The following is a 26,973-nucleotide window of genomic DNA, read 5'->3' as shown; positions in this document are numbered from 1 at the left end:
AGGAACTCCTCTTGTTGTGACTGTTCAGGAGGGAAGAACCCCTGCATTGCGGTGCGGTTTGATTGAGGACGGCGCAAAAAAGCTCCGAACAACAAAAAAACCGGCTTGAAAACCGGCACATAATGCAATATAATCCATATTGCATGTCACACAGCGCAACATACCGCCCAGGCGGTATGACAGTCCCGCGCCTTTTCGGCTGCGGACCCAGGAACGATGCGTGCCGTGCATCGCCTTCGGCGGTTGCCCCTTTCTCCGTGGGCAACCGCCCTGGCAGACTTTACAGACCCTACGGATACTAATGAAAACCGCGCCTCTGTGCTTGGGTACATCATAGCATTGCGCCGGGCGCTTGTCAACGTTAAAGAAGGATAAATAGTATGCTGAAGAAAGATTTTTGGTACGACCTCCCCAAAGAGCTGATTGCGCAGGAACCCGCCGATCCACGGGATTCTGCCCGGCTGATGGTTTTGAACCGTAAGGATGACTCCATCGAGCATGCTGTGTTCCATGATCTGCCCAACTACCTGCAGCCCGGGGACTTGCTGGTTGTGAATAATTCCAAGGTTCTGCCGGCACGTTTGATGGGTGTCAAAGTCCCCACCGGAGCGGTCTGCGAGGTCCTTTTGCTTCGTCAGGTCCACGGCGATACCTGGGAGTGCCTGGCCCGTCCCGGCAAGCGGATGCAGGCAGGCACTCGCCTGACCTTTGGCGACGGCAGCCTTACCGCTGTGGTGGATGAGACACTTCCCGACGGCAACAAACACGTCACGTTCTCCTATGATACCGAAACGCTTTACGAAAAGCTGGATGAATTCGGCAAGATGCCGCTGCCTCCTTATATAACCAAGCAGCTGGAGGATCAGAGCCAGTATCAGACGGTCTATGCCAAGGAACTGGGCAGCGCCGCAGCTCCTACGGCCGGGCTGCACTTTACGCCGGAACTGATGGAGAAAATCCGGGCCATGGGTGTGGGCATCGCAGAGATCACATTGCATGTGGGATTGGGAACCTTCCGCCCCGTGAGTGAGGACGAGATTGAAGACCATGAGATGCACAGTGAATGGTACTGCATCGACAATGAAGCGGCGGAGGCGATCCACAAGACCAAAGAGTCCGGCCACCGCGTGATCGCAGTGGGCACCACAAGCTGCCGGACCCTGGAGGCCGTATGGGCGCGCTACGGAGAGATCCGAGCCTGTAGCGGCAATACTGATATCTTCCTGTATCCCGGTGTCGAGCTGCATGCCATCGACGGCCTGATTACCAACTTCCATCTGCCGGAAAGCACGTTAATTATGCTGATTGCCGCGTTCTATGGCTATAAAAAAACCATGCATGTCTATGATGTGGCAGTCAAGGAGCGCTACCGCTTCTTCAGCTTTGGCGATGCGATGCTGATCCTGTAAAACAGGGGACATCTTGATTTTGCATTGATAAACAGGTATAATAAAATCCGCGGCGCGATATGTGCCGCGGATTTGCATTTGTATAGTTACACAACAATCACCTCGAAGAAAAAGGTGATGGTCAAAAACTAAATAAAACTATCTGTCTCTGTAGCTCAGTTGGATAGAGCGACCGCCTCCTAAAAATCGAATCGTTCGAATCCTGGAGCCCTGCAAAATTGAATATTTTCTGTATAAGCCCCCGTAGCTCAGTTGGATAGAGCGGTCGCCTCCTAAGCGACAGGCCACTGGTTCGAACCCAGCCGGGGGTGCCAAATATAACCGCTGTAAGCCGTTTTTTGATGGTTTACAGCGGTTTTTTGTTATCATTTCATTGGAGCGTTTTTGCCGCTCCGCCGGAACGATTTTATACATTTTCCGCTGTATGCCTGCTAATTGGCTTCGAACTATTTTTCCGGCCTTGCTAATAAAAAACGCCGATTTGCTAATACGATTTTCCCGCCCTATTTTTCGGATGGGGCCGACGCCAGCAATGCAGCCAGTGTGTTGGCCAGTTCCGGCGACTTGCGAAGCTGTTCTACCAGGGCCTCCAAATCCAATGTGGCGGGCGCCGGTTCCTTCGGTTCCTCCGGGGGCCGAACCGAACGCAGGTCAGGATTGGCATAGAAGGCGCTCTCAAACTTCTGGGCGTTGATCTTGCGGTCCTCGTCCAGAATGTGCGCATACACGCTGGTGATCATGTCGATCTGAGCGTGGCCCGTATCACCCTGGGTGGCCTTCAGATCGCCGTGGTTGAGCTTCAGCTTATAGGTGGTACTGGAATGTCGCAGGGAGTGAAAGACCACTTTGGGAAGCCCCGCTTTCTCCCGCAGCTTCTCAAACGACTTCAGAATGATACGGTCCTCACAGGGGCGGCCATTGGCCAGCGCCACCACCAAATCGTAGTCCTGATACTCGTCACGGAGCAGCGCCCGCAGCTCGTCTTGCGCAGATTTCCATTCCCGCAGGATGTAAGCCAGAGTCTTGGGCAGCCACACCTTGCGGATACTGGAATCGGTCTTGGGCTTTTTCAAGATGATCCTGGTGCTGGTGTTGGGAAACAGCGGCGTGAACACATGGTAGATGTCCTTTTGCCCCAGCATCTCAATGGCCCGCTTGGAGGCCCGCGCCAGCTCCTTATCGATGTAGACATAAGCGTTGTCATCAGCGATTTCTTCATCGGAGATGTGGACATTGCTCCAGGTCAGCCCCAGAATCTCACCCATACGCAGCGAACAGGCAAAGGCCAGGTTCATTGCCACATAGAGTTTGCTGTCCGTACACTGATCCAGCGCGGTGCGGATCATATCGGCGGTCCAAATGTCCCGCTTCTTGTATTCCACTTTGGGCAGCACCACATTGTCAAAGGGATTCTTGGCAACCAGTTCCCACCGAACCGCCTGCTTGAAGGCACAGCGGAGAAGTTTGATGATCTTCTCGATGGTAGCGTTGGTCACGAACTCCGTTTTGGCGTGGTGCGTCCTGGTATTCACCGCAGGGGTTTTCTGCAAAGTCTGGATGTACTTGTCCACCACCCGCGTGGTGATGTCCTGCACCTTCATGTCCCCGATGATGGGGTTGATGTAGTTGGCAATCAGCGAGTTTTGGCTGTCATACATGGACACGCCCCACCGCTTTTCGCCGTAGAGGGAGACGAAGTCGGACAGGAACTCCGCAATATTCTGATTGGTGGGCGGAAGGAAGGAGTTGGAGCTTTTCTGGCTCTCAATCTCCGCCTTGCGCTTCAATGCTTCTTGGTAAGAGGTACGGGTTTCCCACTTCTGCTTGGTCTCGCCGTTCTCGTCCACATAGGTATAAACAATAGAATAGTTTTTCTTTCTTTTGATAATGGATGCCATAACGAACCTTCCTTTCTGATGTCACAGATCAAGCGGCTCCAGCCACTTATCAAACGACCGTTTGGGAATTCGTATGGCGTTACCAATTCGTACGCTTTTGAAAAGGCCCTCCTGCACAAGGCGGTATGCCTGTGTCCGGCTGACGCCTAATATACGGGCAACCTCGTTGACCGTATAGGTGCGGCACTCCAAAGGCCTTTTCTCCGTACCGTTCTGAATCTCTGACACAGCAGCCTCCTTTCCAGTCAGAAACGGCACGCAAAGGGGTGTTCATTCATAACTTCCACCCTCATTGTACCGCGCCGTTTCGGGTTTGTCTGCTGCTAATGGAAAGTTTACGAACTATCCGTAAACAGAAAAGCAGAAGATTTATCTGAAAATAAAAGAGGCAAAAAACGGACGGCTGCTGGCCGCAGCTCCACGGGAATCTCACCCCGGCCCATGCTGATGGGTGCGCCGCGCAATTGCTGTCCGTGCCCTCCTTGCAGATTTTGGCCAGGCCCCTGGTGGTGTAGTTCCAGTCCTCCGGCAAGGACAGCATCATGGAGAGCAGCCCTTTGGATTTCAGAGACAGTCGTGCGTTGCGCAGGTGGTGGTTGGACATCACCGTGTAATCACGGGTTTTCTCAATGCGAAATACCGCCATGGTATGGGCAACCATCGAGAACCTGAAGCGGGCAGCGGAAACGCTGAACTTCCTGACAGAGCATGGCATTGGAAGTTTAGAGGAATTGTCCGAGCGGTGCGATGGGGCAGCAGCCGCCACCGCCAGGGTAAAGGCGGATCTCCGGACCGCCGAAAAGGAAATGGAGCGGCTGACCCTCACCATGAAGCACGCCGCCACCTATCGTCAGCTTCGCCCCATGTATGACCAATACCGGCAGTCCAGAGACAAGGAGAAATTTCTCCGGAGGCATGAGAGTGAGATCATCCTGTTCGAGGCAGCGGCAAGGGAACTGAAACGGCTGGGCGCCGTACCCCTACCCGCCGCCCAGCGGCTCCGGGCCGAATAGATGAACTCACCGTCAGAAGGACCGCCCTGCAATCGGAATACAGGAAGGCTCAACAGAAAGAACGGGAGTACGACACCCTCAACCAAAACGTCCGTATCTTACTGGAACGGTCAGAGGATGTTGTACTCCCGAAGGAAAAATCGAATGAACTTGAATAAACGAAATAATTAGCCCAGTTGCCAACGGGCACTCTCACTCTGGAGTTCCACCATACGGCGGTAGAGGCCTCCGCGTTCCATCAGTTCCGCAGGCGTACCCTGCTCGGCCACATGGCCGTTTTCCAGCACAACGATGTGGTCTGCTCCTGCCACGGTGCGCATCCGGTGAGCAATGACCAGCACCGTCTTGCCTGCCAGCAGACGGGAGAGCGCACCCTGCACCTTTGTCTCATTTTCCACATCCAGACTGGCAGTAGCCTCGTCCAGCAGGACGATGGGGGCGTTCTTCAAAAGAGCCCGGGCGATGGAGATGCGCTGCCGCTCTCCGCCGGAGAGTTTTGCGCCGTTTTCCCCGATGGGAGTATTATATCCCTGGGGCAGGCGGCAGATGAACTCCCCGCAGTTGGCGGCCTCAGCCGCGGCCCGCACCTCCTCGTCGGTGGCGCCTCGCTTGCCCAGACGGATGTTCTCCATCACCGTGTCGTCAAAGAGCACCACATCCTGGAATACCATAGAGTAATCGGTCAGCAATGCCTCCGGGTCCACCGTGGAGATGTCCACGCCGCCTACCTTGATGCTTCCCTCTGTTACCTCCCACAGCCGGGCGGCCAGTCGGGCGCAGGTACTCTTACCGGACCCGGAAGGCCCCACCAGGGCAGTCACTTCACCCTCCCGGGCGGTAAAGCTCACGCCGTCCAGCACTTTTTTCTTGTCATAGGCAAACCCCACATGGTCGAACTCAATATCATGGCCCTTGGGCTGAAACACCTCTGCACCCTCAGCCGTGGGGGTGTCGTAGATCTCGTTCATGCGGTCGGCGGATACTTGGGACACAAACATCTCAGCGATGAGAGCCAGGCTCTGGTCAAAAGGCGCATACACGCGGGTAATAACCAGCAGGAACAAAAACAGCAGCATGAAGTCGATTTGCCCGGAAAGAATCAGGCTGGCTCCCACCAGAATGGTGGTAGCTACCCCCATACGCATGATGACGCTGGCCGCATTGACGAAGATGCCGGTCCCCAGCTCGCCCTGGATGGTGACCTTCTCATGGTCATCGATCTTCTGATTGAGCCCGGCCAGATAGCGCTCCTCCTGATTGGTGGCGCGGATCTCCCGGACATTTTCCAGAGCTTCCTGAATGCCGTCGGAGACGCGGATCGCAGCTTTTTTCGTCCGCTCAGAGGTCCGGGCGGAAATCCTCCGGGTGCCGAACAGCAGGCCGAAGGCCACCGGCACACCCCACAGGCAGGCGATGGCCAGCCGCCAGTCATACACCAGCAGGCACACCGCGATAATCGCCGTGGAGATATAGGCTCCGTACAGATAGCCCAGCACATGGGACCAGACATGTTCCATGCGGTTCACATCGCCCATAATGGTCTCGGTCAGATCCGCCAGATCCCGCTTGCCGAAGTAGCCCAAAGGCAGTTTGCGCAGCCGCTCCGCCAGACTGAGACGGGTGGATCTCACCTCGTTATAGACCAGTCCATAGGTGGCGTAGTACTGCTGAAGATGAGTCACAAAGGAAAGGATCAGGAATACAACCACCAGCCCGAGCAGGAGGGCTGCGTTGGGCAGCGGCTGGTCGTCTGTAAAGGTTCCCATCAGGCCGTACATCAGCAGATACAGGATGCTCATGCCGCCCATGACGACAAGGTTGACGATGACCGTCCAGAAGGCTCCCTTTTTGACATTTTTTACGCCCTGGTCGGTGAGGGCGTATTTCCTCTGAAAGTTTTTGCTGAACATATTCTTCACCCCTCTCTCACTGTTCGCTGGTGATCTTCCACTGGACCGCCTTGTTGTAATCCGCCCACATCCGGGCATAGAGGCCGCCGGCGGCAGTCAGTTCCTGATGGGAGCCTTGCTCCACGATGCGTCCCTCCTCCAACACCAGAATCTTGTCCGCACCGACCACAGTAGACAGACGGTGGGCAATCATGATAACGGTGCGGCCACGGGTCAACTCGGTAAACGCCTTTTGGATTAACGCCTCGTTCTCAGGGTCAGCAAAGGCGGTGGCTTCATCGAGAACCACGATGGGCGCATCCTTCAGGATGGCCCGGGCCAGGGCGATGCGCTGCTGCTCGCCGCCGGAAAGATAAGTCCCTTCGGAGCCGATCAGGGTGTCCATGCCCTGGGGCAGTTTCTCCAGAATGTCCTCACACTGGGCGGCCTTCAACGCCGAGAGCACCTGCTCCCGGGTGGCGTTGGGACGGGCAGCCCGGACATTCTCCAAAATGGAGGCTTTGAACAGGCGGCTGTTCTGGAACACAAAGGCGATTTGATCCATGAGCACATGGGGATCGATCTGCCGCACATCCACGCCGCCCACCTTCACTACGCCAGAGGTGGCGTCCCAGAAGCGAGGGATCAGGCTGGCAGCGGTTGTCTTGCCGCCGCCGGAGGGTCCTACCAGGGCTACGGTCTGTCCCGGCTCCGCTGTGAAGGACACATGGGAGAGGGCGGAGGTCTGGGCCCCGTCGTAAGTAAAGCTCACATCTTCAAATTCTACACGGCTGCTTCCGGGGGATTGGGGGTGTTCAGGCACTTTCAGTTCAGGAGCGCACATGACCTGGTCAATGCGCCTCAGCGCAGTACTGGCCAGCATCATACCGGATGCGGCAAACATGATCTTGGCAAGCGCGGTGGAAATGATGGCGGAGAACACTGCGTAAAAGGCGAAGTTTGCAATAAATCCCGCAAAGTCACCGCCGGCCAGAGCTCCGGGAGCCAGGAAAAGAGCCGCAGGCACCAAGAACACAAACGCGCCCTCGGTAAAGGTCAGATTGATGGACTGGGGCACACGGCACACATCACCCTGATAGTGCTCCGCTTTGGAACTGTAATCCTCAATGGCCTCCTGAAAAGCCTTGAAGGAATAAACGGTCTGCTGGAAAATCTTAACCACCGGAATGCCCCGGACATACTCGGTGCCTGCCTTGGTCATGCGATCCTGGGCCGCCTGATACTCTGCCATCAGTTTGGCGTTTTTGCCGCCCATCATGGAGAACATGGCGATCATGGAAATCACCGCCGCCAGCAGGCAGGCCGCGCCCATCCGCCAGTCAAAGACGAACATCAGCACCAGCATGGACACGAACAGGGTGATGGTGCCTACGATGTCCGCCAGATTGTGGGCAAGCAAGGTCTCCGTATCGGCCGCCGCCGCATCCAGCCGTCCCCGGATGAGGCCGGAGGCATTGGAGTCGAAGAAGCCCAGCGGGGCTTTCATCACATGGGCAACGCCTCGCTTGCGGATGTTGGCCGCTGTGCGGAAGGCCGCCAGATGGGTACACATCAATCCTGCAAAGTACAGGACGATGCCGGCCACCGCAAAGGCAAACGCCAGCCAGCCGTATTGTGCGATGTCCTGCGCCCGGGTCCAGTCCGGCGCTACGGCAATCAGATCCCGGGCCACCAGCCAGATACAAATGTAGGGTGCCATGCTCAACAGCATGGACACCGCCGACAGGGCCAGCCCCAGGAAGGTCAGCCCCTTGTGACTGCCTGCGTAGTCCAGCAGGACCGCAACATCACTCTTTTTCTTCTGCTTCATGAAAAAACCTCCTTCTGTAAGTTAGCAATAACTAACTAATATTCAAAAAAGATAGGGGTCATCCCCCCATCAATTTCAGCCATCCACCCGTGTAGAAAGTGCGGAACTGTTCTACATCCCGCAGGGCCTGCTCTTTCGGCATATCATGTACGACGATCTCAAAAAGACCGTTGAACATTCCGCTGGCGATGATGTGGCAAAGAGACTGGCTCAGTTCCGGGACCTCCCGGCCCAGGCGGCGGAGAACATCCATGTAACGGAGCGTGTACTCCACCTCCACCTCTACCATGTTGTGGACAAAGTGCTCGTAGCTGGTGCCCTCGGCCTTGCACAGCAGCAGCTTCACCGGCTCCCGGTGGTCGCAGATATAGTCCACCATCCAATTCACGCACTGGCTGGACTCCAGCCCCATGTGCTCCGGCTGTTCCTGCTCAGGCAGTTCGGAAAAGGAAGTCTGCGCCTCCATGAACCGCCCCATCAAAGCAGCCGCGTGCGGCTCCACGATGGAGGCAAAGAGCGCCTCCTTGCTGGAGAAATAGCCGTAGAACGCACCAGTGGTTACCCCGGCATTTTTCACGATCTGCCGCAGAGAAGCCCCTTGAAAGCCCTTGTCCAGAAATTCGGCCATGGCCGCCTCATGGATTTTTTCCAGCGTGCCGTTAGACTTTTCTTCCATAGGGAGCCCTCCTTATAACAGCGTTATATAACACTGTTATAATACGACTGGAGCAGTAGTTTGTCAAGTGGAATACGAAAAAAGCCCGGCGCATACGCGCCGGGCTCTGTCAGGATACTGTATTCTGCTTCGGCAGGGGAAGGGCGGTCATGCTGTGGAGGCTTACGCCAAGGGTTGACAGGTTGTGGAGCATGGCGGAGGTGTTCGGAGGCAGGATGCCTGCCACGCCGAGACCGATCAGCGTCCCGTTGAACCCGATGACAAAGCGGTAGTTGTTCCGGATGCGGCGCATCAGGCCCATGGCCAGCTGCCGCAGGCGCACCAGCTCCCACAGGCTGTCGGCAGCAATGGTGATGTCGGCGATCTCCCTGGCAATGGCCGCCCCGTCACTGATGGCGATGCCGGCGTCCGCCTCAGAGAGGGCCGGAGAGTCGTTGATGCCATCCCCCACCATCAGTACGGTGTGCCCCTCCCGCCGCATAGCGGCCACATACTCTGCCTTATCCGCCGGGAGAACTCCGGCCCGGAAGTCATCTACCCCCAGTTGCTCCGCAATGGAAGCGGCGGTACGGGGGCTGTCCCCGGTCAGCATCACCAGTTTTTTTACGCCCAGATTTCTTAGGGCAGAGAGAACCGCCCGTGCCTCCTCTCGCAGAGGATCGGAGATGCAGATCACAGCAGAGAGCACCCCGTCGATGGCAAGATAGAGTTGGGAGAACTCAGGGGGCAGCGCGTCGAACTTGGCCCGCTCCTCAGCAGGAACTACGCACTTCTCATCCTCAAAGATGAAGTGGGCGCTGCCGATGCGCACCTGCTCCCCATCCACTGAACTGGCGATGCCGTGGGCTACCAGGTACTCCACCTTGGCGTGGCGCTCCTCGTGGCGCAAGTCCCGGCGCTTGGCCTCCTCCACCACGGCGTTGGCCATGGAATGAGGAAAATGTTCCTCCAAACAGGCGGCAAGGCGCAGCATCTCCGCCTCGTCCTTCCCGTTGAAGGGGATGACGCGGGCCACCCTGGGGCAGGCATGGGTGAGGGTACCGGTCTTATCAAAGACAATGGTATCCGCGCTGGCCACAGCCTCCAGGAACTTGCCTCCCTTGACCGTGATGTGCTCCCGCCCCGCCTCACGCATGGCAGAGAGCACCGCCAGGGGCATGGCCAGTTTCAGGGCACAGGAGAAGTCTACCATGAGCACCGACAAGGCCCGGGTCAAGTTCCTGGTGAGCGCAAGGCTCACCAGGCTGCCGACAAAGGTATAGGGTACCAGTTTGTCTGCCAAGTTGGACGCTTTGGCTTCGGCGGCGGACTTCATCTGCTCGGAACGCTGGATCATCTCCACGATCTGGTCATAGCGGCTCTGGCCGGAGGCCTGCTTTACCTCCAGCACGGACTCGCCCTCCTCCACCACAGTGCCGGCATAAACCGCGCCGCCGGGCCGCTTGGCCACGGGGACGGACTCGCCGGTGAGGGATGCCTGGTTGACGGTGATCTCCCCCTCCGCCACCACGCTGTCCAGGGGGATGACGCTTCCGGCTCGAACCACGACCCGGTCGCCGGGTCTGATCTGGCCGATAGGGGTGAGCACTTCACCAGCCTCGGTTTTCAGCCACACCCGATCCACATGGAGAGACAGGCTCTCTGCCAGGTCGGCCACAGATTTCTTCCGTGTCCAATCCTCCAGCAGTTCACCGATCTCCAACAAAAACATGACAGTGCCGGCAGTACCGAAGTCCCTGCGGCAGACGGAGATCCCGATGGACAACGCATCCAGCATCTCCACCTTGATCTGACGATGTCCCAGACAGCGCAGGCCTCTGTGCAGAAAGGGGATCATGTGCCAAACAATCCGGGCGATCCGCAGCGGGGCGGGCAAAAACAGGGCAGCGGCTGCTTTCACCGCCACCTTGCCTACCAGCTTCTCTTGGAACTCTCGGTTCAGAGTCCGGGTGCTGTGGCCGGGCAGAGTGACAGACGACTCCGCCCCGGCCCAGGTGAACGCGCCGAGGGCAGAGAGGACGGTTTCCCGGTCTCCCGTATAGGTCACGATGACGCAGCAGGTGCGCTCATGGACCACGGCCTCCCGGGTCCAGGGCTGTCCCTTCAGCCAGGTTTCCAGCAGATCCGCCTGGCGGATCGTCATGCTTTTTTGCCGGAGCCGCAGACGCATCCGGCCCCGGCTCTCATGTACGATGGTTGCTCTCATGCGAGTCTCCTTTCATGAAAAAAGGAGCCGTTTTCCGGCTCCCTTCCGCAGTTTTTAGGCTTCCTGACCTTCCACCTGAGCCTCGGCTTCCTTGGCGTCCCGGGCCTCGTTGATGTCCTTGGCAGCGGCCAGAATGTCGGCGGCGTTCTCCTGAACAGAGGTAACGGTCTCCATTACGCTCTCCTTCATCCGCAGACCTGCGGCAGTGATGTGAGTATAAGCCTTCTTGGCATCTTTGCTGGTAAGCAGTTTTAAGCCGGCAGAGCCAAACAGGGCGCCGCCTACAAAGCAGGCCAGTCTGACATAGTGTTTCATCATGGGAATCTTTCCTTTCTGCTATGTGATTATTTGTGTTTGTAGCCCGTGATCATCACCATGATCATGCAGATCACAGCGCCCCAGGCCCAGAAGCGATGTTGTTTCATTGAGATCTCCTCCTGTTCGGAAACAAGCTCGTTCCGCCGTGTATTGAGATATTATAGCAGATGGGATGCCCCGTGTATCACCGAATCAGACGATGTTATGCCGGTTCAGACATTTTTCGATACACAGTTGGCGACATGCCATACTGCCGCCGGAAGGCGGCGGAGAACTGGCTGGCACTGCTGTATCCCACGGACTGGGCTACCCCCAGCACGCTGAGGGAGGAGTCCCGCAGCAGCTCCGCCGCGCGCTCCATCCGCCGCTGCTGCAGCCAGGTGTGGACCGGCAACCCGTACAGGCGGCGGAACCCCTCCTTGAATGTAGTTGCAGAGAGGCAGGCGCGGCGGCTCAAAGCTGATATGGAGAGGGGTTCGTCCAGATGCTCCTCCATATATCGGCGGGTTTCTGCCAGGGTCCGGATCATCTCCTGATCCAGCACCGGGGCCATTTCCGCCGCTGGTTCCTCCGGGGCAGAGAGCAGATACAGCAGTTCTACCGACTTCCACACGCACCAGCGCACCCGCTCGCTCTGGGGCAAACGATCCAGGTCAGCAAAGGCCGCCTGGCTCCAGTGAGAGGGACCCTCCACGGCGCAGCCGCCCCGGCTGACCATCCAACGCCGCACTTGATCCGTGTTCAAGGTCAAACCGCCCAGCAGGTCACAAATGGCTTTTAGACTCTCCCGGGCGCCCCGGGCGTCCACCGCCACCAGCACACCCTTTAAGCCGGTCTCCACTCTGGCATCAGTCAGATCAGAGATGTCGGTGAGGAGAAGCACCTGCCGGGTACCTAACCTCAGAGCCGAACCATCCCGCCGGGTCAGGGTCAACATCCCGGCCAGGCAGAACAATACCTCGAAGTGCAGAGGCTCCAGCCGAAGGGGCAGAGGGAGTGCCCTCTCGCACAGGGAAAACAGGCAGGCTCGCGCGCCAGGCATCACTTGTGCCCATTCCCCCTGTTCTGACAAAAATTCTGCCAGCATCTGTTTGCCTCCTTTTCCTTGATCTGTGTCCTGGCGCTTATCGGCCAAATAGCCCTTTCTTCTGCCAAGACTCTTTCCAAATCTCCCCCACATCATAGCCAGTGGCGGAAATAGCCGCCCGTAGAGCCTCTTGATCCAGTTCAGCTTCCGTGATTACCACAGTCTCTTTTTTACTCCGAGATGAGGTGACCTTCTTCACCGGAAAGGCTTTCCGCACCGCATCGTTCACATGGCTCTCGCACATACCGCACATCATGCCGTTTACTTGGATTGTGTATTTCCACATCTTTTGTTCCTCCATTCTGCTTATAATCCGTTTCGCTGGGTCCGGCATATACGGTACACTTCATCAGAAACATTCCAATGGTTGAATCGTAAGTCAAATGCTGTACTCAGCCGTACCATTTGCCGCTTTTTATGAGATACCACCCAGTTCTTCATTTTCTAAAAGGCTGCTGTTTTCCCGCATCGCCAGCACGCAGAGCCAATGCTTTTTCGCATTCCGATTTAGGATGACCTCAGAAAAACCTGCCTCGGTGAGAAAACGGGCAAGTTGGTCTCCATCGAAGATCCTCATCCCATCAATGACAGAAAACCACTTGCTGGCGTGGGGATCTTCTCCGTCCGACTCATTAACGATCAGAAAGATGCCGCCCGGCCGCAGAGTTCGGTACACCTCCCGGAAGCTCTCCGTAGGACCAGGCCAGAAATATACCGTTTCAAATGCGGTCACCAAATCAAATGCGCTATCCTCGAAGGGAAGGCAAGACACCTCTCCCTGTATGATACGACAGCGGCCGGCTTGCAGCCCCTTGCGGTTCACACTCCTGGCCTTTTCCACGGATACTTCTGAATAGTCCAAGGCGGCGACAGTCGCGGCAGGGTATTTTCGCAAAAGGGCTCGGATATTCCGCCCACCACCGCAGCCCAAATCCGCAATCTCGGTGGGACCTGTTTCAGGCAAATAGCTAATGCCCCAATCCGCGAGGGCAGCATGGGCACGATTCATGCTGCCCACCATGCAACTGCCCAGCAATCCTTTCGGCTTGCGGGTATTGTTGAAAAAAGCCTTTAATATTCCCATAACTTCCTCCAGGAGTCGGAATTATAGTTAGCATTGACTAACCATAATTCATTATAAATCCTTTCTTGCGGAAAAGCAATATACAAGTATGCTATCATGCTATTTTCCGCTATGGGAAATGTGGAAAACGGCCGCTCCGCCGATGGAAAACAGATATTCACGGCCCGATGGAAAAGCTGCCAGCTTTCCCACAGCCCGCAAACATCGTTTCCCACAGCTCCGCCCCTTTGACCGTTTACGCACATTCCCACAGCGCCTACTACGGCGAATATCCTTCCTATCCTTTTGAACTTTTAGGATGTCACCAAAAGAAAAGTATGTTATGATAGTCAAGATAATTGGAGGTTGACAGATGAAATTTACTGAAAAAATACAAGGTCTTATTTCACGAGGCGAGATACAGGATGCTTCAACTAATATGTTGGAGGATACAATCGGTGCTGTATTAGGTGATCCGATTTCTGTCGGGAAAATAATGCTCGCGATTGTTAAATCACCGTTTTTCATCCGTGAACAATTATTTTGGACGAAGATGGAAGCTTTTCTGAATGGCGTATATCTAAATGAAAATGATTGTGCCAAATTGCGTGCCACTCTTACTTCAGACGGTGAGAAACAAGACAACGCTCTTCGTTTGGTGGAAAGTATTGATAGAGCGGAAACACAGCAAAAAATCCGATATTTAATCAATGCCACTCGATGCTTGCTTGTGGATTTTATTGACAGGCCAACATATTTCCGAATTTGCCATGCAATTATACACACGCTGGAAGAAGATTTGTCTTTTTTAAGCGAACATATCAATGAAGTAGATATCACATACAGTACCTATGTCCAGGGACTATTATCATCAGGGCTGATGTATCAGAGTATTATTGATGCCAATGATGAACAAAAGTATTCGTTTACTCCACTTGCTGGAATTGTGGATCAGTATGCTGTTAGCTATGAAAATACAGAGCGATATCCAAATCCTATACAGCTTTCACACAACTTTACTGCTCCACAACCCAAATTGCCGGGGATGCTTGAATGGGAACCAATATCAGATGAAGAAATAGACGATATCTTGAAAAAATAAAAAAGAAGCGGGAGCGTCACCCTCGGTATTGACCGAAGGCGGCGCTCCCGCTCTGTTATGGAGAAGTGTTCAAAAATACCTTTTTGCCCCCTCATATCGGAGGGGGCAGGTTCATATAGGAAATCATAAGGGCGGCTCCTGGAAAATCCGCCACAGGCGAAAAATCCGCCCATTCCCAACCCTAATTCCCGCACTTTTTGGAACGGAGGGAAAGATAATGCGGACAGGACACCACCACCGCCCGGAAGCTCTGCTTGCAGGGATGGACACAGCCTTTGCAGAGCTTGTTATACTGACGCCTGCCGTTCTCGCCCAGGAAGAACGCCCATTCCAGACACCATTTCTTGCTTCGGCTCATAAGTCATGCTCCGGTGGCTTCTTCTGATGAGCCTTGTCCGTGGGCTTGCGCTCACCGCACTCCCGTTTCGCGTCCTCCAGCCGCTCCCGGATGGAAGGCTTTGGCTTCACCTATCACTTTCAGCACCTCGAATTTGAGGGCGGCAAGGTCGGAAACGGCAGCTCTCACTTCGCCGGACAGGGCATTGTAAGGCGTGGCGTATTCGTTGAGATACCGGGCGATCTGGTTTAGGTTGCTGCCGATTTTCCCGTACTGCGCCACAAGGGAAGATACGGCGGTGAGCATTTCCTCGCTGTGGGCGGTCACCCGGATAACAGGAGAAATCCGGCTGTAAAAAACGGCTTGCCGGATATACTCCGACTGGCTCATGGAGAGGGTGGCACATTTGTCCTCAAAGGCTCTGCGCTCGTCCTCGGTAAGCCGGGTTTTGACAACACATTTCCGCTTGGGGGTGTTGTAGGTCTTGCGTGTCATGGTGGCTCAACTCCTTTCAAACTGCAACGGACAATTTTTATCTAAAACACAAGTATTGGAGCAATTTTTTTTAGCGGCTGGGGCCGCAAAAGGCGGGTTTGGGGTGGCAGCCCCAACAAGTATCTGACCGGGGGACAAATGAGCGAAAAGCGAAATTTGGTACACTGGTCGATACTTGCTCTCCGTGACTGCAAACTTCCCCTCACTTCCGTCCGCCACTTTTTCACGATTTGTATAAATGCTTTTTGTAAATTTTCCTTTGCCTACTACTCGTTCATCGGGAGCCCCTTTTGGCAATTCGTTTCTCTTTTTCTGCTACTAATAATCCGGCAAAGGACATTCCTGCCCGTTTTCGCTAAAATGACGACAGATACGGAACTTCCTGCCCGACGCCGGAGAAAGCCCTTTCCACTCTCTGTAATACAGAAAACCCGAAAATGGCAACCGGGCAGGCAGAAAAATTTTCCTGTTCACTCTAAACACCACCGCCCTGCCTGTTCTGCCAAAAATGGGCGCAAAAAAAGCAGCAAATCTTTTTCAAGACTTACTGCTTCATGTGCTGCCGTTGGGCGGCGGGTTATTCAGTTTTAGGATTGTCCGGGAGTTCCAGACGGAACTTGAACAGGCTGTCAATCAGCGTTTGGATCACATAATCCTCCACATCAGCGTTGACCCGTCCATTTACTTTGGAAAGGTAGCGGATATATCCGGCGTAGTGCTGCAACACGGCGTTTACTGCGTCCGGGTCGCCCTCATGGGCTTTCACAATGGTTTCATAGGGGAGAAGTCTACTCACGGGGATACACCTGCATTTCCTCATGGAGCTGCCGCAAGGCACGATGCAGATGCCGCCCAATGGCACTATCAGACACACCATAATGCTGGCCGATCTGCGTTTGGGTCTGACGCAGAAAGTAATACAAGAAGATTTTCTCACGTTCCTCCTGTGACAAATGGGAAAGGGCATTGGCCAGCTCTTCATTGTCCAGCATGACCGATAAGCCGCAGGCAGTCAAGAGCCGTTCTTCGTCCAGTTCCGCAGTCACAAAATCACGCCAGTCTGTTATGGGAAAGTGCTTCTCGTACATCAAGTATTCAAGGGAGATTTCCCGTTCCCATTTCCTTTGCAAGCGCCGGATGGCGGTGATAGCAGCATGGCGTATAACAGTTTTACAATATGCGTCATGGGTTCTCTGAACAGCCATTTGATATTCCGTTTCCGTCATGGAAAATCCCCCTTTCTGTGATGATAAAGAGGGGCGGCAGCACTCCTTGCTGTCGCCCCTTGTCTGCTCACCAGCAAAGACAGACGGGGCTGTCAACGGCGGGCGTATGCCCGTTCATCTTGACCGTTGACTGGCTCGGCTGGCTTCGCTATTTTATTGGTTATCAGCTATCTGCTTGCTTCTATGACACCCGGTTTTTCGGCAGAGTTTTTATAAGAATGAGGGCATAGACAAGGATAATGGCAAATTCAATCAAGGTGGAAATCATACGCTTCTCAACGTTTAGGCTTGCTTGATTTGCAAAAGCACTAAGTATATTTATCATGGAATGAGTAACGATACAGGGAAGCAGGCTTCTACCACGGTAAAACAAAATTACAAACAGGAAACCAAAAGCAATCGCTCCCACAATTTGAAACAGATTTGCTACAAGTTCCATACCGCTGCCGTTTACTAAATTCACCAAATGTCCAACACCAAATGTAACGCTCGAAATGATAATCGCTGTTTTCACATTGTCCTTAGCAATCGCCTTAAAGAGGAAACCTCGAAAAATCACTTCTTCTATAAATCCAACGCATAGCATTAAAATGATATGACAGACCATTTCCAACCAAGAGTAATTTACCATAATCCCATTCCAAAGATTACTTGTAGCCAAAATAATCAACGGAACGTAGTAGAGGAACTGGCGAGCTGATACAGATGATTTACAAAGCCCATACTTGTCAAGTAACCTGTTTTTCTGCATAAAGGAAAACAAAACTATAGCCTGTACAACACAAAAAACAGCACTTACAGCGTTTTCAATCCCTATTATTTCATTGAGTGGATTGGCTAAGGATTGCAAAACGCAGTAAACTCCAATCCAGACAAGAGCAAATGTTAACTCGTTTTTCTCGTATAGCTTTTTCATTATATGTCCTCCTGTGCGGCTAAAACTGCGCCTTTATATGTTTGCTCCAAATGAGAAGCAATAAGTTCTTCGTCATACTCTAATGAGTTGTTAGCAATAATACTTGCATATCCGTGAGCAAATAAGGCAATCGTTAGAAATACTTTTTTTGTCTGTTCTATGCTCATTTCCATTGCTTCCTGCATAACAGAAAGGATGGGAATAAGTTCCTCTGAGTCGATCATTTCAAGTAGACTGTTCTCGGTGGCAAAGCCCGACTGGAAAAGTAAGCGGAACAGTTTAGGTTCTTCAATCGCAAAACGGATATAATTTAATCCGATTCCAAGCATAATTCCTTCTTGCGGCTCTTTTATGTTCATCAAATATTCCGTATGAAATCTATCTGCTTTGGCATAAGTAGCTTTTTTCAATTCTTCAATCGTTTCAAAATGATACATAACTGGCTGCGTGGAACAGTTCAGCTTTTTTGCAACTGTCCTAGCGTTGATATTTTCCACACCCGATTCACGAGCAACCTCAAATGCGGCATCAATAATCATATCCTTTGTGACCTTAGCTTTTGGTGGCACTATATTTACCTCCGATTTATTATATTTGTTATATAACGTAAATTATATATTAAATTTCCTTGCTTGTCAATCATTTGCCTGTGCAGTAAAAAGAACCGTTGTCCCGTAAACATTCACACGGTCATAAGCGGCTCTTTTGTGCGGAATAGCAGGTGGTTGTCTATCAAATTTTTGTGTGTTACTTTATGGCACATGAGCATTGGATGCGGGGTTGTCCTGGCCGTAACCTTCCAGAAGGTTGATGCCGCCCCACACGCACAGGCCACCACCCAGGGCGATGACCAGAGTCTGCAAAACGTCGATAGCGTTAGTGAAAAAATCCATAATTCATATTTCCTTTCGTTGTAGAATCGTTATTGAAGGTCTGCGGCTGTCAATTCGTACATCTCGAAAGGCTCATCCGGCTTTACGATGGCCGGTCTGCGTTTCATGTACCGTTCCATATCAAAGAGGTACTTCTTGTCGGCGTCGGCAGTATATTTGTAATCGGGATGCCTGGTCAGGTCGTACTTGTCCGAAAGGAACGGGCGCACGCCCCGCAGCATGAAAATACATTTGCCTCCGTCCATTACTGCCAATTCGTCTTGTGTCATCAGCTCCTTTCCCAATTTCTGATAGTTGAGGCCGTGGGAGACCTGGCTGCCCCGGTTCTCGGATTGATTGAAGCTGTCGATGGTCTCCTTGCCCAGCAGCTCCGAGATTTCTTTCAGGGTGGATTTCTCCTTGCCTCCCAAAAACAAGGTGCTGTCGCAGTTGCCCACAATGGTGTCTGCGGCGTCCTTGTAGATGGTCTTTAACTGACTTTGTGACTGCAAAATAATAGAAGCCGAGATCTCCCGGCTCCGGATGGTGGCGATCAGCTTGTCAAAGTTGAGTGCGTTTTTCATAACAAACAGCACTTTGCTCATTTGCGCGGTTCAATGCCGCGATTTTTTCTTCAAACATGGTATGCCTCCTTATAGAAAGAAAAGCCAGCTCATGGTGCCTCCATTTCTTCCGGGATATGGATGTCCAGGCTGACTTGCAGAGCTTCATCAACGGCGCGCATTTCCTCTCGGGATACTTTCCCAATGTAGGATAAAATGCGCCGCTTATCAATCGTTTTGATTTGTTCTAACAGGACAACCGATTTCTGGCCCAGCTCTTGAACGCTTTCCAGAGTATAGTGAACCGGGAGTTCCTTTTTCTTGATCCATTTGCTGGTGAGCGGCGCAACAATCAAGGTGGGACAAAAAAAGTTGCCCATATTGTTCTGAAGCACCAGAACCGGGCGTGTGCACCTTGCTCCGAGCCAAAATAGGGGTTCAAATTCGCATAATAAAGATCCCCGCGTTTGAATACCCAATCTTCGTTCATTTCTTTATCCTCCTATGTCTTACATGATAATTCCTATGTAAGAAGGAGGTTCCACCTTTCAAAGCAGAACCTCCTTCAATAAGTGCCTGTTTTTATCCCTTATTTGTCCACGACACCCCAGGGATTCGGGTAATCATCAAGCCACAGTAGGTTACACTGCTACCCAGGACTTTCACCTCCTTTCCATACGGTCTTACCCAGCCAATAGGAATTGCGGTTTTACACCAATTCAACGCCTCAAGCCTAACAAAACGTACAATCTGCTGTTTGCTTGCACCAATACAGCGCATCATTCCAAAAAATTCTGTCCGTTGCGCCACATTGCTGTTCATACAGCTTGAAATCATAAAAATTCCTGCGATTAGAATGATAACAAAACAAGCTGCCGCTAAAGGATAAAGCGCATTTACATTTTCATTTGTACTTGCTCCCAACAGGCTCAAAACGGCTGTATTCTCAACGACATTTTCAGATGTAAGGGAATACTGCTCTTTCACATCGGCAATCGTTTTTTTCAAACCATTCTCATTCTTAAACCGAACATAAAATCGAGACATGGATTCTAACCCATTTAGGCTTCGTACTTCATCAAACGTGGCTCTGCACATATACATACAGGTTCCGTCAATAATATCGTTAAAATCCTCGTCATCTTCATAAAACCCTGATATAGTATAATTAAAATCTCCCGCAGGTGTATTCAAGGTAATATTGTCGCCTATCTGGACGTTAAAGACTTCCTTTGCGTCTGCACTAAGAGCAACTTCTTTTTCGTTTTGTGGATATGAGCCTTCCAACGGATATTTCATAATATCCGTAACATAAGTTTCCTCAATACCATACAGCACAGCATTTTTCCCATTGATAGTTGACTTGACGTGGGGGTATGTTAAACTATATTAAAAGAGTATCTCCGGCTTATGTCGTGACTCATATATATTTGTATCTTTGCCTCTGGAAACCGTTTTTTGATCTCGGAAGCAGATAAGAGAAAAAGAGGGAAGTATTTTGCAACGGATTGCGAAAACTCGCGGCGTCAAAGGTGCAGCCTCTTGGTGTGCCTTTGCCGCAGTGCTTTATTTGCTGTGCAAACAGCTTTTGCAGGGAGGCGTTTCTTTCATCCTTGGCATATTTGTGGAAGGAGCTTCTCTGGACGAACCGATTGGCTTTTCGGCAATAACGGTTGACTTTATTCTGCTGATGATTGGAATTCTATCAATCATACTGCCCATTCTCTGGTTGTTGCACACCACCCGGTTGGAGCTGGATGATCTGCGCTTGACCAGCCCTCCGCAATGGTCTCCATTATTTTGTATCGTCTTGTTTTTGGGGATTGCCAATTTCGGCAACCTGATCGGTGGCCTGTTGGGCCGACTTTTCCATATGCAGAGTGGGACTACGGTTTTGCCGTCTTCCGGCGGGGAACTGGTATTGTCTTTTCTGACGCTCTGCGTGCTGCCGGCAGTAGGGGAGGAACTTTTCTTCCGCGGTGCCTTGCAGGGATTGATGCGTCCCTGCGGCAGTCCGGTGGCAGTGTTTGCACCGGCTCTTTTATTTGCGCTGCTGCATCTGAATCTGGCTCAGGGAATCACAGCCTTTTTGTGCGGTCTTTTTCTCGGCTGGCTGACGGAAAGAACCGGGAGCGTTCTTCCCGGCATGCTGCTTCATCTGATCAACAACTGCATTGCTTTTGCCGATATCTACCTGCAGATGTATGCTCCTAATAATATTGCAATGGGAACTGAGCTGTTTGTGCTGCTCTTTTTCCCTCTGGCTGCTGCCTGGCTGCTCTGGCGTGCGGTCACCCAACAGGGCTTTTCTTTTGGAGCGGGTATGCATCCCGGAGTGGATGCCACTTCGGTTTTTTCCAGCCCGGCCTATACATTGGCAGCTCTCTTTCTGGCCGGGGCAAGCGTATATTTCTCAATGGTAACCGGATAAAGGAGTATTATGACAGATCTGGAATTGATGCAGGCCGCTTTGGATGAGGCCAAAATTGCGGCAAAGCTGGGGGAGGTTCCCGTGGGGGCAGTGATTGCCAAGGACGGCGAGATTATTGCCCGCGCCCACAATCTGCGTGAGACCGGCAAGAACGCAACTTACCACGCCGAGCTGCTCGCCATCGATGCTGCCTGCCGCGTTCTTGGTGGATGGCGGCTTTGGCAATGTGAGCTGTTTGTCACGCTGGAGCCCTGCCCGATGTGCAGTGGGGCCATTATCAACAGTCGTCTGCGCCGCGTAGTCTACGGTGCCGGCGACCCGAAGGCCGGTTGCTGCGGCTCTCTGACCGATCTCTTTGCATTGCCGTTCAACCATCATCCCGCGGTGGAGCATGGTCTGCTGGAGGAAGAAGCACAGGCGCTTTTGCAGGATTTTTTTGCGAGCCTGCGGGAAAAACGCAAAGCGGGCAAGCATTCTTATCGAGTGAGAAAAGAGGTGTGACGGATGTCCCAAAAAGTACTGATTACCGGCGGCAGCCGGGGCATCGGTGCGGCGGCGGTAAAAGCTTTTGCGCAGAACGGTGACGATGTCGCATTTGTATGGCATTCCAGTAGAGAAGCGGCTGAAAAAGTCCTGCGTATGGCTGCGTCCTGTGCGCCAAACGGTCGCTTTCTTGCGCTTCGCGCCGATGTGTCCGACTCTGCAGAGATTACGGCTGCCGTTCGGGAGGCCGAAGAAACGCTGGGAGGCATCGATGTGCTAGTCTGCAATGCGGGCATCGCACAGCAGAAACTGTTCACTGACCTGACCGACGAGGATTGGCGGCGTGTCATGGGGGTGGACCTGGACGGGGCGTTTTATACCTGTCGGGCGGTACTGCCTGGTATGATACACCGCAAGTATGGCCGCATTCTGCTGGTTTCCAGTATGTGGGGTCAGACGGGCGCCAGCTGTGAGGTTCATTATTCTGCCGCCAAGGCCGGAGTCATCGGTCTGTGCAAGGGGCTGGCCAAAGAGGAGGCCCCGTCCGGCATTACCGTCAACTGCATTGCTCCCGGGGTCATCGATACGGATATGATGGCAGGTTTTTCTCAGGCGGACCGTGATGCTCTGGCGGAAGAAACTCCCGTCGGCCGCCTGGGCAGTGCCAAGGAAATTGCGCGGACCTTGGTATTTTTGGCATCGCCTGATGCCGGATACATTACCGGCCAGGTGATCGGCCAGAATGGCGGCCTGGTTATCTGAGGAGATTCTCCGTGCCTGCCGGAGATATGATCTGCGCCGCGCAATCCGACAAAATTAGAATTGGCAATCCCTCTTGTCGCTGCATACAATGCAGACAGGGAAGGGGGATTTTTCTATGGCGGTTTTCCAATCCGGGATCGATGTATCCCGCTATCAGGGCAGTGTCAACTGGTCTCGTGTGGCCGCCGCCGGAAAGCAGTTTGCAATTGTAAGACTGGGATCGTCCAACAGCAACGGTCTGTATGTGGACCCTTACTTTTTGCAGAATGTCAACGGCGCGCACACGGCGGGGCTGAGGGTCGGTGCCTATTATTATACCTATGCCAAAACGCAAGCAGAGGTCGCCAAAGAGCTGACGCTTTTTCTGGATGCACTGGAAGGATTGCAGCTGGAATATCCGATCTTTGTCGATGTGGAAGCCAACAGCCTGACATCGCTGAGCAAAACCCAGCTGACAGGGCTGGTCCGGTATGCCATGGATATTCTTTATCAGCGCAAATGGTATGCCGGCTGGTATTCCTATACCAACTTCATCAATTCGTATCTCAATGCCAGCGAGCTTGCACAGTATCCGCTTTGGGTGGCGGATTATCGCTCCAAACTTGGCTATACCGGCCCCTATACCATGTGGCAGTACAGCGGCTCAGGAACCTGCGACGGTGTGTCCGGAGCGGTGGATCTTGACTACAGCTATACCGATTTCTTGCCGACCATTCAGTCGGGAGGCTTCAACAACTACGGTGTAACTGGACCGAACATGGTGGATGTGAAAGGGTATACCCTCAACGTGTTTGGCAGCCGCACCGAATACTTCTATACAGCCAACGTGAATGATATCGTGGGATATCTACCCTTGGGAAACTATGAGGTCGTCAAGCTGAGTTCCAACAAATATGCCGGTTACGACTGGGTCGTTTTTCGCTATAATGGCGGAGAATACTGGACGGCACTGATTGATGACCGCAATCGCCTGCAGCCCAGCAGTGCAGGAGATGGAACCGGCAGTGTGCCCGACAACTGTGCCGAACTTCTTGCCGAAGCCAATGAGGAAATCGAGCGTTTGCGCAATGACCTGAACAGTTGAATTTGGATATTTTTTGTCGTACCGATTGACAATGCCTGCCGGTTGGGTTACAATAATACTCACCGATGCGGGTTTAGCTCATCCGGTAGAGTGACTGCTTCCCAAGCAGTAGGTGGCGAGTTCGAGACTCGTAACCCGCTCCAAATACCAATATACGGTATAACAGCAAAAAGCGCCCAACTTACGTAGTTGGGCGCTTTTTGCTTGTGTAAAAGTGTGCAGGACTGTGCAAAAATAGTGATGCAAGGTGCTGTTTTGGGTGAGTTTGGATGCCATTTCCCGCATACATAAATTGCCGAAGAACTCCTCGATATGGCTAAATGGGACGCCGGTTCCTTGACTTGGATTAGCGCGGAAACAGCTACAGTAATTACGTCAAGTCTAAGACAATAGGGGAATTCAGCCAACAACAATTAGAACCCCTACTGCTATACAGGACGGTGCAAAGTACACGCTTACACCTGCAGGAGCCAGTAGAGGTTCTCGTAAAAAAGTATCACTGATGCGGCAAAAAGTCAACAACATTGGGGAAGTGTTTGGACAGGAAAAATGATCCATGAATAGTAAAACCTAATTCAGCCGCGCTGGAGAAGCAGATGCCCGGCAAAATATGCAGCTGGAAGAGCGGCAGCAGACCATAAAAGGAGAAACGAATCTGCGCGCGGGGATGCCGGTTTGACAGAATAAAAGCGCAGGAACTGATTCAATTATCCTGTAAGTGCAGCCTTTCATATGATATACGAACCTCGCTCTGATATAAAGGCAGGTCAGGAAGTTCTTTTTGATGAAACTCTGTAGAGGAAATCTTCCACATATTGCAAATGCAGGGCAAACAATTATAATAAAATCAGAGTATTGTCCGGCACGACAGACCAGAAATTGTGCTGCCCGATACATGTGAAAAACATCCGGACCCATTACCAAGAGAGGACATCTTTATGCTTACCGGTTTTCCTTTATATCACTATTTTCACTGCGGCAATCCCTACTCCGGCTCGGAGGGAGGCATGCGCTACCTGATCGTCCCTGCCAAACGTGCCGATCCTTCCGACGAAAGCGGAAAGAAAAAAATTGAATATTTGACGGTAACGGTATGGCCGGAGCCCTGGAGCATTGAGCACACCGCAGACGAAAAAAAGACCACGCAGGAGTTTGATGGCAATCAGGGTGGCCTCGATCAAGCCATCGCCTGGCTGTCAGAGATGTATCACACACAGCCGGAACGCTGGAAAAACCGCCCTTCCATTTTGGATTGTGATCCGGATAAATAATGAATGTGGTAAAAGAAAACGCCCGACGGCTGTGCGGACCGTCGGGCATCTTAGAGGGAAGAGATCGAATATCACGGCGTTTCCGCCTTGACTTTCTTTTATTATCATAGTACAGTAACATGGATAAGTAAAATTCATTATTTTCACATGCAGAATGAAATTCTCTCATCTTTGTGTAGAAAGCCGTGGAGGAGCCTTTTCTATGACATTACTGGCCTGTCAGATCTTCTTCACCGTTGCCCACGAGGGCAGTTTTGCCCGGACAGCGGAACAGCTTCACCTGACGCCATCGGCCATCAGCCATGCCGTGGCCACCATGGAGGCGGAATGCGGTTTTCCGCTGTTTACCCGCACCAAGGCCGGGGTCACCATGACCGCCGCTGCCGAGAACCTGCTGCCTGACATACAGCGCTTGCTTGCAAGCAGCGAAACGCTGGACCAGTCCATCGCCAGAATCAACGGGATGGACAAAGGTGTACTGCGCCTGGCAGTCTTCAACAGCGCCTGCGTGACTTGGATTCCTCACCTGCTGCCTTCCTATGAGGCACAGTATCCCGGAATTGAAGTTCAGCTTTACCAGGGCAGCTACGCGGACATTGCCGCCTGGCTCAAAAGCGGAACCGCAGAGATTGGCCTGATGTCCAACTCCAGTGCGTTGGACCTGGATTTCGAACCTCTGTATACAGATCCTCTTGTCTGCATTGCGCCTGCCGGCTTTGTTACGCATCGACAGGGCATTGTGGCGGCGGAGGAGCTCCGTGGACAGATTTTTGTCAGTCAGCGTCCGGATACAGACGCCGACATCCAGAGTTATCTCAAGAAACAGGATCTTCGGGTCAAGACTCGCTGCTATGTCAATGATGACGAATCTACCATTGCTATGGTTGCCTGTGGCCAGGGCGTTGCCATCATGCCGGAACTGATTTTGAAGCAGTATGGGCGTCAGGCAGGGGAGTTCGATATTCTGCGGCTGGAGCCTTCCGCCAGCCGTACCATCGGTTTGGCCTGCCTGGACAAAAATGGGCTTTCGCCCGCGGCACGCCAGTTTTGTCAGCGCGCCCGGGATTATGCCGGCAAACTGTGAGACAGTCTTTTCAAACAACGGGAAAAGGTGTATAATAATTTGATGAGTTTTGCTCACTCCTGCCAATCGTGAAAGGGGATTTGTGTTTTGGCTGGCGATCTTCACACCCATACCACATTTTCCGATGGTTCTACACCCGCAGCCAAACTGCCGTTTTTGGCACAGTGCGCCGGACTGAGTCATCTGTCCATCTCCGACCACGATTCCATCCAGAGTGTGCGGTATGCCTATGCCCATCCCGTGCAGAACGGCGTTCATTTGATTCCGGCAACAGAGCTGACGGCTTACGATTATGAACGCGCCCACCGGGTACACCTGTTGTGCTATTGGCCGGACGACTGCGCGGCCCTTGAGGACTTTTCTAACATGATGGCGCAGCGCCGCAAGGAGGCCATGCTGCAGAGCTGCCGGGAGCTGGAGGAGATCTATCCCCAGTTTTCCACGCAGGAGGCGCTGGACTTTGCCAAAGACAGCGGTACCTTATACAAAGCTCATATCATGCGGGTGCTCTGGCAGTATGGGCTTTCCGATGGTATGTACAATGATGTATACCGTTCTCTGTTCGGCCTTCGCCCGGTGCGCGGCAAGGTTCTGCATACTCCGCGCTATGAGCCTGTGGATACCGTTCTCGACCTGATCCACGCCTGCCGGGGTGTGGTCATTCTTGCCCATCCCAGCGTCTATCACAGCATGGAGCTGGCCCGTGAACTGATTGCCCAGGGAAGACTGGACGGCGTTGAGATCGAGCATCCCCGCAATACCGCCGAGGACAAGGCAGAACTCACACAACTGGCTGCAAAGTACAACCTGATCGTAACCGGCGGCACCGATTACCACGGAATGAACGCCAACACCCCGCGACCGGTGGGCACCTGCACCACCGCCAATGAGCAGATTCTGCGCATTGAAGCTCTTGCAAGAAAGCGGAAAACCCGCTGATTTTCTATTTTATATAAT

27 protein-coding genes, 2 tRNA genes, 4 pseudogenes and 1 riboswitch are annotated in these 26,973 nt (G+C 52.9%); of the genes and pseudogenes, 12 read left to right on the top strand and 21 right to left on the bottom strand.

Annotated features, from left to right (window positions below; genetic code table 11):
* Positions 1-143: 143 nt before the first annotated feature.
* A riboswitch (Lysine riboswitch) is annotated at positions 144-327 on the bottom strand.
* Positions 328-380: 53 nt separating this feature from the next.
* Both queA and INF35_RS02020 read left to right on the top strand, forming a co-directional pair.
* Complete coding sequence (queA, locus tag INF35_RS02025; RefSeq protein WP_193499871.1) at positions 381-1,409, top strand: tRNA preQ1(34) S-adenosylmethionine ribosyltransferase-isomerase QueA; 1,029 nt, start codon at positions 381-383, stop codon at positions 1,407-1,409.
* Between the two features lie 237 nt (positions 1,410-1,646).
* Positions 1,647-1,723: transfer RNA gene (locus tag INF35_RS02020), tRNA-Arg, on the top strand.
* A gap of 189 nt (positions 1,724-1,912) precedes the next feature.
* Here INF35_RS02020 and INF35_RS02015 read toward each other — a convergent pair.
* The 3 genes and pseudogenes from INF35_RS02015 to INF35_RS02005 form a co-directional block, all read right to left on the bottom strand.
* A complete protein-coding gene (locus INF35_RS02015; RefSeq protein WP_193499870.1) occupies positions 1,913-3,307 on the bottom strand; it encodes a site-specific integrase in 1,395 nt (464 codons plus the stop codon).
* 21 nt (positions 3,308-3,328) lie between these two features.
* Positions 3,329-3,535 carry a helix-turn-helix domain-containing protein gene (locus INF35_RS02010; protein WP_080906690.1) on the bottom strand — a complete coding sequence of 69 codons (207 nt, stop codon included), beginning with the start codon at positions 3,533-3,535 and terminating at the stop codon, positions 3,329-3,331.
* Between the two features lie 238 nt (positions 3,536-3,773).
* Positions 3,774-3,953: pseudogene (locus INF35_RS02005) on the bottom strand (helix-turn-helix domain-containing protein); the annotation flags it as partial.
* On the opposite strand from INF35_RS02005, the gene INF35_RS02000 reads away from it, so the two are divergent.
* Positions 3,952-4,320 (top strand): hypothetical protein, encoded by a 369-nt coding sequence (locus tag INF35_RS02000; RefSeq protein ID WP_235983080.1) that lies wholly within the window; start codon positions 3,952-3,954, stop codon positions 4,318-4,320. The pseudogene INF35_RS02005 and the gene INF35_RS02000 sit on opposite strands and share 2 nt — an antisense overlap.
* Before the next feature lie 167 nt (positions 4,321-4,487).
* On the opposite strand, the gene INF35_RS01995 is transcribed toward INF35_RS02000, so the two are convergent.
* The 8 genes from INF35_RS01995 to INF35_RS01960 all read right to left on the bottom strand — a co-directional run bounded on the left by INF35_RS01995 (position 4,488) and on the right by INF35_RS01960 (position 13,411).
* Positions 4,488-6,230: an ABC transporter ATP-binding protein gene (locus INF35_RS01995; RefSeq protein ID WP_193499869.1), complete on the bottom strand. Its 1,743-nt coding sequence runs from the start codon at positions 6,228-6,230 to the stop codon at positions 4,488-4,490.
* A gap of 16 nt (positions 6,231-6,246) precedes the next feature.
* Positions 6,247-8,040 carry an ABC transporter ATP-binding protein gene (locus INF35_RS01990; protein ID WP_193499868.1) on the bottom strand — a complete coding sequence of 598 codons (1,794 nt, stop codon included), beginning with the start codon at positions 8,038-8,040 and terminating at the stop codon, positions 6,247-6,249.
* Between the two features lie 58 nt (positions 8,041-8,098).
* Positions 8,099-8,716: a TetR/AcrR family transcriptional regulator gene (locus tag INF35_RS01985; RefSeq protein WP_193499867.1), complete on the bottom strand. Its 618-nt coding sequence runs from the start codon at positions 8,714-8,716 to the stop codon at positions 8,099-8,101.
* 109 nt (positions 8,717-8,825) lie between these two features.
* A complete protein-coding gene (locus INF35_RS01980) occupies positions 8,826-10,922 on the bottom strand; it encodes a heavy metal translocating P-type ATPase (protein WP_193499866.1) in 2,097 nt (698 codons plus the stop codon).
* A 54-nt stretch (positions 10,923-10,976) separates the two neighbouring features.
* Positions 10,977-11,240, bottom strand: coding sequence for a DUF6110 family protein (locus INF35_RS01975; RefSeq protein ID WP_016147926.1), 264 nt, complete (start codon positions 11,238-11,240; stop codon positions 10,977-10,979).
* A gap of 202 nt (positions 11,241-11,442) precedes the next feature.
* Positions 11,443-12,327, bottom strand: a complete 885-nt coding sequence (locus tag INF35_RS01970) for a helix-turn-helix transcriptional regulator (protein WP_193499865.1) — start codon at positions 12,325-12,327, stop codon at positions 11,443-11,445.
* A gap of 37 nt (positions 12,328-12,364) precedes the next feature.
* Positions 12,365-12,613, bottom strand: a complete 249-nt coding sequence (locus INF35_RS01965; RefSeq protein WP_193499864.1) for a heavy-metal-associated domain-containing protein — start codon at positions 12,611-12,613, stop codon at positions 12,365-12,367.
* A gap of 129 nt (positions 12,614-12,742) precedes the next feature.
* Positions 12,743-13,411 carry a class I SAM-dependent methyltransferase gene (locus INF35_RS01960; protein ID WP_193499863.1) on the bottom strand — a complete coding sequence of 223 codons (669 nt, stop codon included), beginning with the start codon at positions 13,409-13,411 and terminating at the stop codon, positions 12,743-12,745.
* A 352-nt stretch (positions 13,412-13,763) separates the two neighbouring features.
* Here INF35_RS01960 and INF35_RS01955 point away from each other — a divergent pair, with 352 nt between their 5' ends.
* Positions 13,764-14,492, top strand: coding sequence for a hypothetical protein (locus INF35_RS01955; RefSeq protein WP_193499862.1), 729 nt, complete (start codon positions 13,764-13,766; stop codon positions 14,490-14,492).
* A 181-nt stretch (positions 14,493-14,673) separates the two neighbouring features.
* Here INF35_RS01955 and INF35_RS01950 read toward each other — a convergent pair whose 3' ends face one another.
* The 10 genes and pseudogenes from INF35_RS01950 to INF35_RS01905 form a co-directional block, all read right to left on the bottom strand.
* Positions 14,674-14,850 carry a hypothetical protein gene (locus INF35_RS01950; RefSeq protein ID WP_193499861.1) on the bottom strand — a complete coding sequence of 59 codons (177 nt, stop codon included), beginning with the start codon at positions 14,848-14,850 and terminating at the stop codon, positions 14,674-14,676.
* 51 nt (positions 14,851-14,901) lie between these two features.
* Positions 14,902-15,324 (bottom strand): plasmid mobilization protein, encoded by a 423-nt coding sequence (locus INF35_RS01945; RefSeq protein WP_193499860.1) that lies wholly within the window; start codon positions 15,322-15,324, stop codon positions 14,902-14,904.
* 577 nt (positions 15,325-15,901) lie between these two features.
* Complete coding sequence (locus INF35_RS01940) at positions 15,902-16,120, bottom strand: helix-turn-helix domain-containing protein (RefSeq protein ID WP_087324774.1); 219 nt, start codon at positions 16,118-16,120, stop codon at positions 15,902-15,904.
* Positions 16,113-16,550: a sigma-70 family RNA polymerase sigma factor gene (locus tag INF35_RS01935; RefSeq protein WP_087324773.1), complete on the bottom strand. Its 438-nt coding sequence runs from the start codon at positions 16,548-16,550 to the stop codon at positions 16,113-16,115. Before INF35_RS01935 ends, INF35_RS01940 begins: the two co-directional genes overlap by 8 nt.
* A 181-nt stretch (positions 16,551-16,731) precedes the next feature.
* Positions 16,732-17,466: a CPBP family intramembrane glutamic endopeptidase gene (locus INF35_RS01930; RefSeq protein ID WP_087324772.1), complete on the bottom strand. Its 735-nt coding sequence runs from the start codon at positions 17,464-17,466 to the stop codon at positions 16,732-16,734.
* Positions 17,466-18,035 carry a TetR/AcrR family transcriptional regulator gene (locus tag INF35_RS01925; protein WP_087324771.1) on the bottom strand — a complete coding sequence of 190 codons (570 nt, stop codon included), beginning with the start codon at positions 18,033-18,035 and terminating at the stop codon, positions 17,466-17,468. Before INF35_RS01925 ends, INF35_RS01930 begins: the two co-directional genes overlap by 1 nt.
* Positions 18,036-18,230: 195 nt before the next feature.
* Positions 18,231-18,359 (bottom strand): annotated as a pseudogene (locus INF35_RS01920) (Maff2 family mobile element protein); the annotation flags it as partial.
* A 29-nt stretch (positions 18,360-18,388) separates the two neighbouring features.
* A pseudogene (locus INF35_RS01915) lies at positions 18,389-18,904 on the bottom strand (type IV secretory system conjugative DNA transfer family protein); the annotation flags it as partial.
* A 107-nt stretch (positions 18,905-19,011) separates the two neighbouring features.
* Positions 19,012-19,391, bottom strand: a pseudogene (locus tag INF35_RS01910) (type II toxin-antitoxin system PemK/MazF family toxin).
* 92 nt (positions 19,392-19,483) lie between these two features.
* The gene (locus INF35_RS01905) at positions 19,484-20,239 is read right to left on the bottom strand and encodes an ABC transporter permease (RefSeq protein ID WP_193499859.1); all 756 of its coding nucleotides are present in this window, start codon (positions 20,237-20,239) and stop codon (positions 19,484-19,486) included.
* Between the two features lie 160 nt (positions 20,240-20,399).
* Here INF35_RS01905 and INF35_RS01900 point away from each other — a divergent pair, with 160 nt between their 5' ends.
* From INF35_RS01900 to INF35_RS01865, 8 genes are all read left to right on the top strand, one after another.
* Positions 20,400-21,332, top strand: coding sequence for a CPBP family intramembrane glutamic endopeptidase (locus INF35_RS01900; RefSeq protein WP_193499858.1), 933 nt, complete (start codon positions 20,400-20,402; stop codon positions 21,330-21,332).
* Positions 21,333-21,341: 9 nt separating this feature from the next.
* Positions 21,342-21,833, top strand: a complete 492-nt coding sequence (locus INF35_RS01895; RefSeq protein WP_193499857.1) for a nucleoside deaminase — start codon at positions 21,342-21,344, stop codon at positions 21,831-21,833.
* Positions 21,834-21,836: 3 nt separating this feature from the next.
* Entirely contained in the window at positions 21,837-22,577 is a 741-nt protein-coding gene (gene ymfI / locus INF35_RS01890; RefSeq protein WP_193499856.1) for an elongation factor P 5-aminopentanone reductase, read from the top strand.
* A 115-nt stretch (positions 22,578-22,692) separates the two neighbouring features.
* Positions 22,693-23,661 (top strand): glycoside hydrolase family 25 protein, encoded by a 969-nt coding sequence (locus tag INF35_RS01885; protein WP_193499855.1) that lies wholly within the window; start codon positions 22,693-22,695, stop codon positions 23,659-23,661.
* A gap of 67 nt (positions 23,662-23,728) precedes the next feature.
* Positions 23,729-23,804 (top strand) — tRNA-Gly (locus tag INF35_RS01880).
* 795 nt (positions 23,805-24,599) lie between these two features.
* Positions 24,600-24,932, top strand: coding sequence for a hypothetical protein (locus INF35_RS01875; RefSeq protein ID WP_193499854.1), 333 nt, complete (start codon positions 24,600-24,602; stop codon positions 24,930-24,932).
* A gap of 202 nt (positions 24,933-25,134) precedes the next feature.
* Positions 25,135-26,016, top strand: coding sequence for a LysR family transcriptional regulator (locus INF35_RS01870; RefSeq protein ID WP_193499853.1), 882 nt, complete (start codon positions 25,135-25,137; stop codon positions 26,014-26,016).
* Positions 26,017-26,103: 87 nt separating this feature from the next.
* Positions 26,104-26,955 (top strand): PHP domain-containing protein, encoded by an 852-nt coding sequence (locus tag INF35_RS01865; protein ID WP_193499852.1) that lies wholly within the window; start codon positions 26,104-26,106, stop codon positions 26,953-26,955.
* The last annotated feature ends 18 nt before the right edge of the window (positions 26,956-26,973 follow it).

The sequence above is a fragment of the Gemmiger gallinarum genome (assembly GCF_014982805.1).
Taxonomy (GTDB): domain Bacteria; phylum Bacillota; class Clostridia; order Oscillospirales; family Ruminococcaceae; genus Gemmiger; species Gemmiger gallinarum.
This window is presented reverse-complemented; position numbering and strand designations above follow the sequence as displayed.

Coding starts and splice junctions, on each gene's coding strand:
- queA (WP_193499871.1), top strand. CDS start 381: ATGCTGAAGAAAGATTTTTGGTACGACCTCCCCAAAGAGCTGATTGCG.
- INF35_RS02015 (WP_193499870.1), bottom strand. CDS start 3,307: ATGGCATCCATTATCAAAAGAAAGAAAAACTATTCTATTGTTTATACC.
- INF35_RS02000 (WP_235983080.1), top strand. CDS start 3,952: ATGGTATGGGCAACCATCGAGAACCTGAAGCGGGCAGCGGAAACGCTG.
- INF35_RS01995 (WP_193499869.1), bottom strand. CDS start 6,230: ATGTTCAGCAAAAACTTTCAGAGGAAATACGCCCTCACCGACCAGGGC.
- INF35_RS01990 (WP_193499868.1), bottom strand. CDS start 8,040: ATGAAGCAGAAGAAAAAGAGTGATGTTGCGGTCCTGCTGGACTACGCA.
- INF35_RS01985 (WP_193499867.1), bottom strand. CDS start 8,716: ATGGAAGAAAAGTCTAACGGCACGCTGGAAAAAATCCATGAGGCGGCC.
- INF35_RS01980 (WP_193499866.1), bottom strand. CDS start 10,922: ATGAGAGCAACCATCGTACATGAGAGCCGGGGCCGGATGCGTCTGCGG.
- INF35_RS01975 (WP_016147926.1), bottom strand. CDS start 11,240: ATGATGAAACACTATGTCAGACTGGCCTGCTTTGTAGGCGGCGCCCTG.
- INF35_RS01970 (WP_193499865.1), bottom strand. CDS start 12,327: ATGCTGGCAGAATTTTTGTCAGAACAGGGGGAATGGGCACAAGTGATG.
- INF35_RS01965 (WP_193499864.1), bottom strand. CDS start 12,613: ATGTGGAAATACACAATCCAAGTAAACGGCATGATGTGCGGTATGTGC.
- INF35_RS01960 (WP_193499863.1), bottom strand. CDS start 13,411: ATGGGAATATTAAAGGCTTTTTTCAACAATACCCGCAAGCCGAAAGGA.
- INF35_RS01955 (WP_193499862.1), top strand. CDS start 13,764: ATGAAATTTACTGAAAAAATACAAGGTCTTATTTCACGAGGCGAGATA.
- INF35_RS01950 (WP_193499861.1), bottom strand. CDS start 14,850: ATGAGCCGAAGCAAGAAATGGTGTCTGGAATGGGCGTTCTTCCTGGGC.
- INF35_RS01945 (WP_193499860.1), bottom strand. CDS start 15,324: ATGACACGCAAGACCTACAACACCCCCAAGCGGAAATGTGTTGTCAAA.
- INF35_RS01935 (WP_087324773.1), bottom strand. CDS start 16,550: ATGACGGAAACGGAATATCAAATGGCTGTTCAGAGAACCCATGACGCA.
- INF35_RS01930 (WP_087324772.1), bottom strand. CDS start 17,466: ATGAAAAAGCTATACGAGAAAAACGAGTTAACATTTGCTCTTGTCTGG.
- INF35_RS01895 (WP_193499857.1), top strand. CDS start 21,342: ATGACAGATCTGGAATTGATGCAGGCCGCTTTGGATGAGGCCAAAATT.
- ymfI (WP_193499856.1), top strand. CDS start 21,837: ATGTCCCAAAAAGTACTGATTACCGGCGGCAGCCGGGGCATCGGTGCG.
- INF35_RS01885 (WP_193499855.1), top strand. CDS start 22,693: ATGGCGGTTTTCCAATCCGGGATCGATGTATCCCGCTATCAGGGCAGT.
- INF35_RS01875 (WP_193499854.1), top strand. CDS start 24,600: ATGCTTACCGGTTTTCCTTTATATCACTATTTTCACTGCGGCAATCCC.
- INF35_RS01870 (WP_193499853.1), top strand. CDS start 25,135: ATGACATTACTGGCCTGTCAGATCTTCTTCACCGTTGCCCACGAGGGC.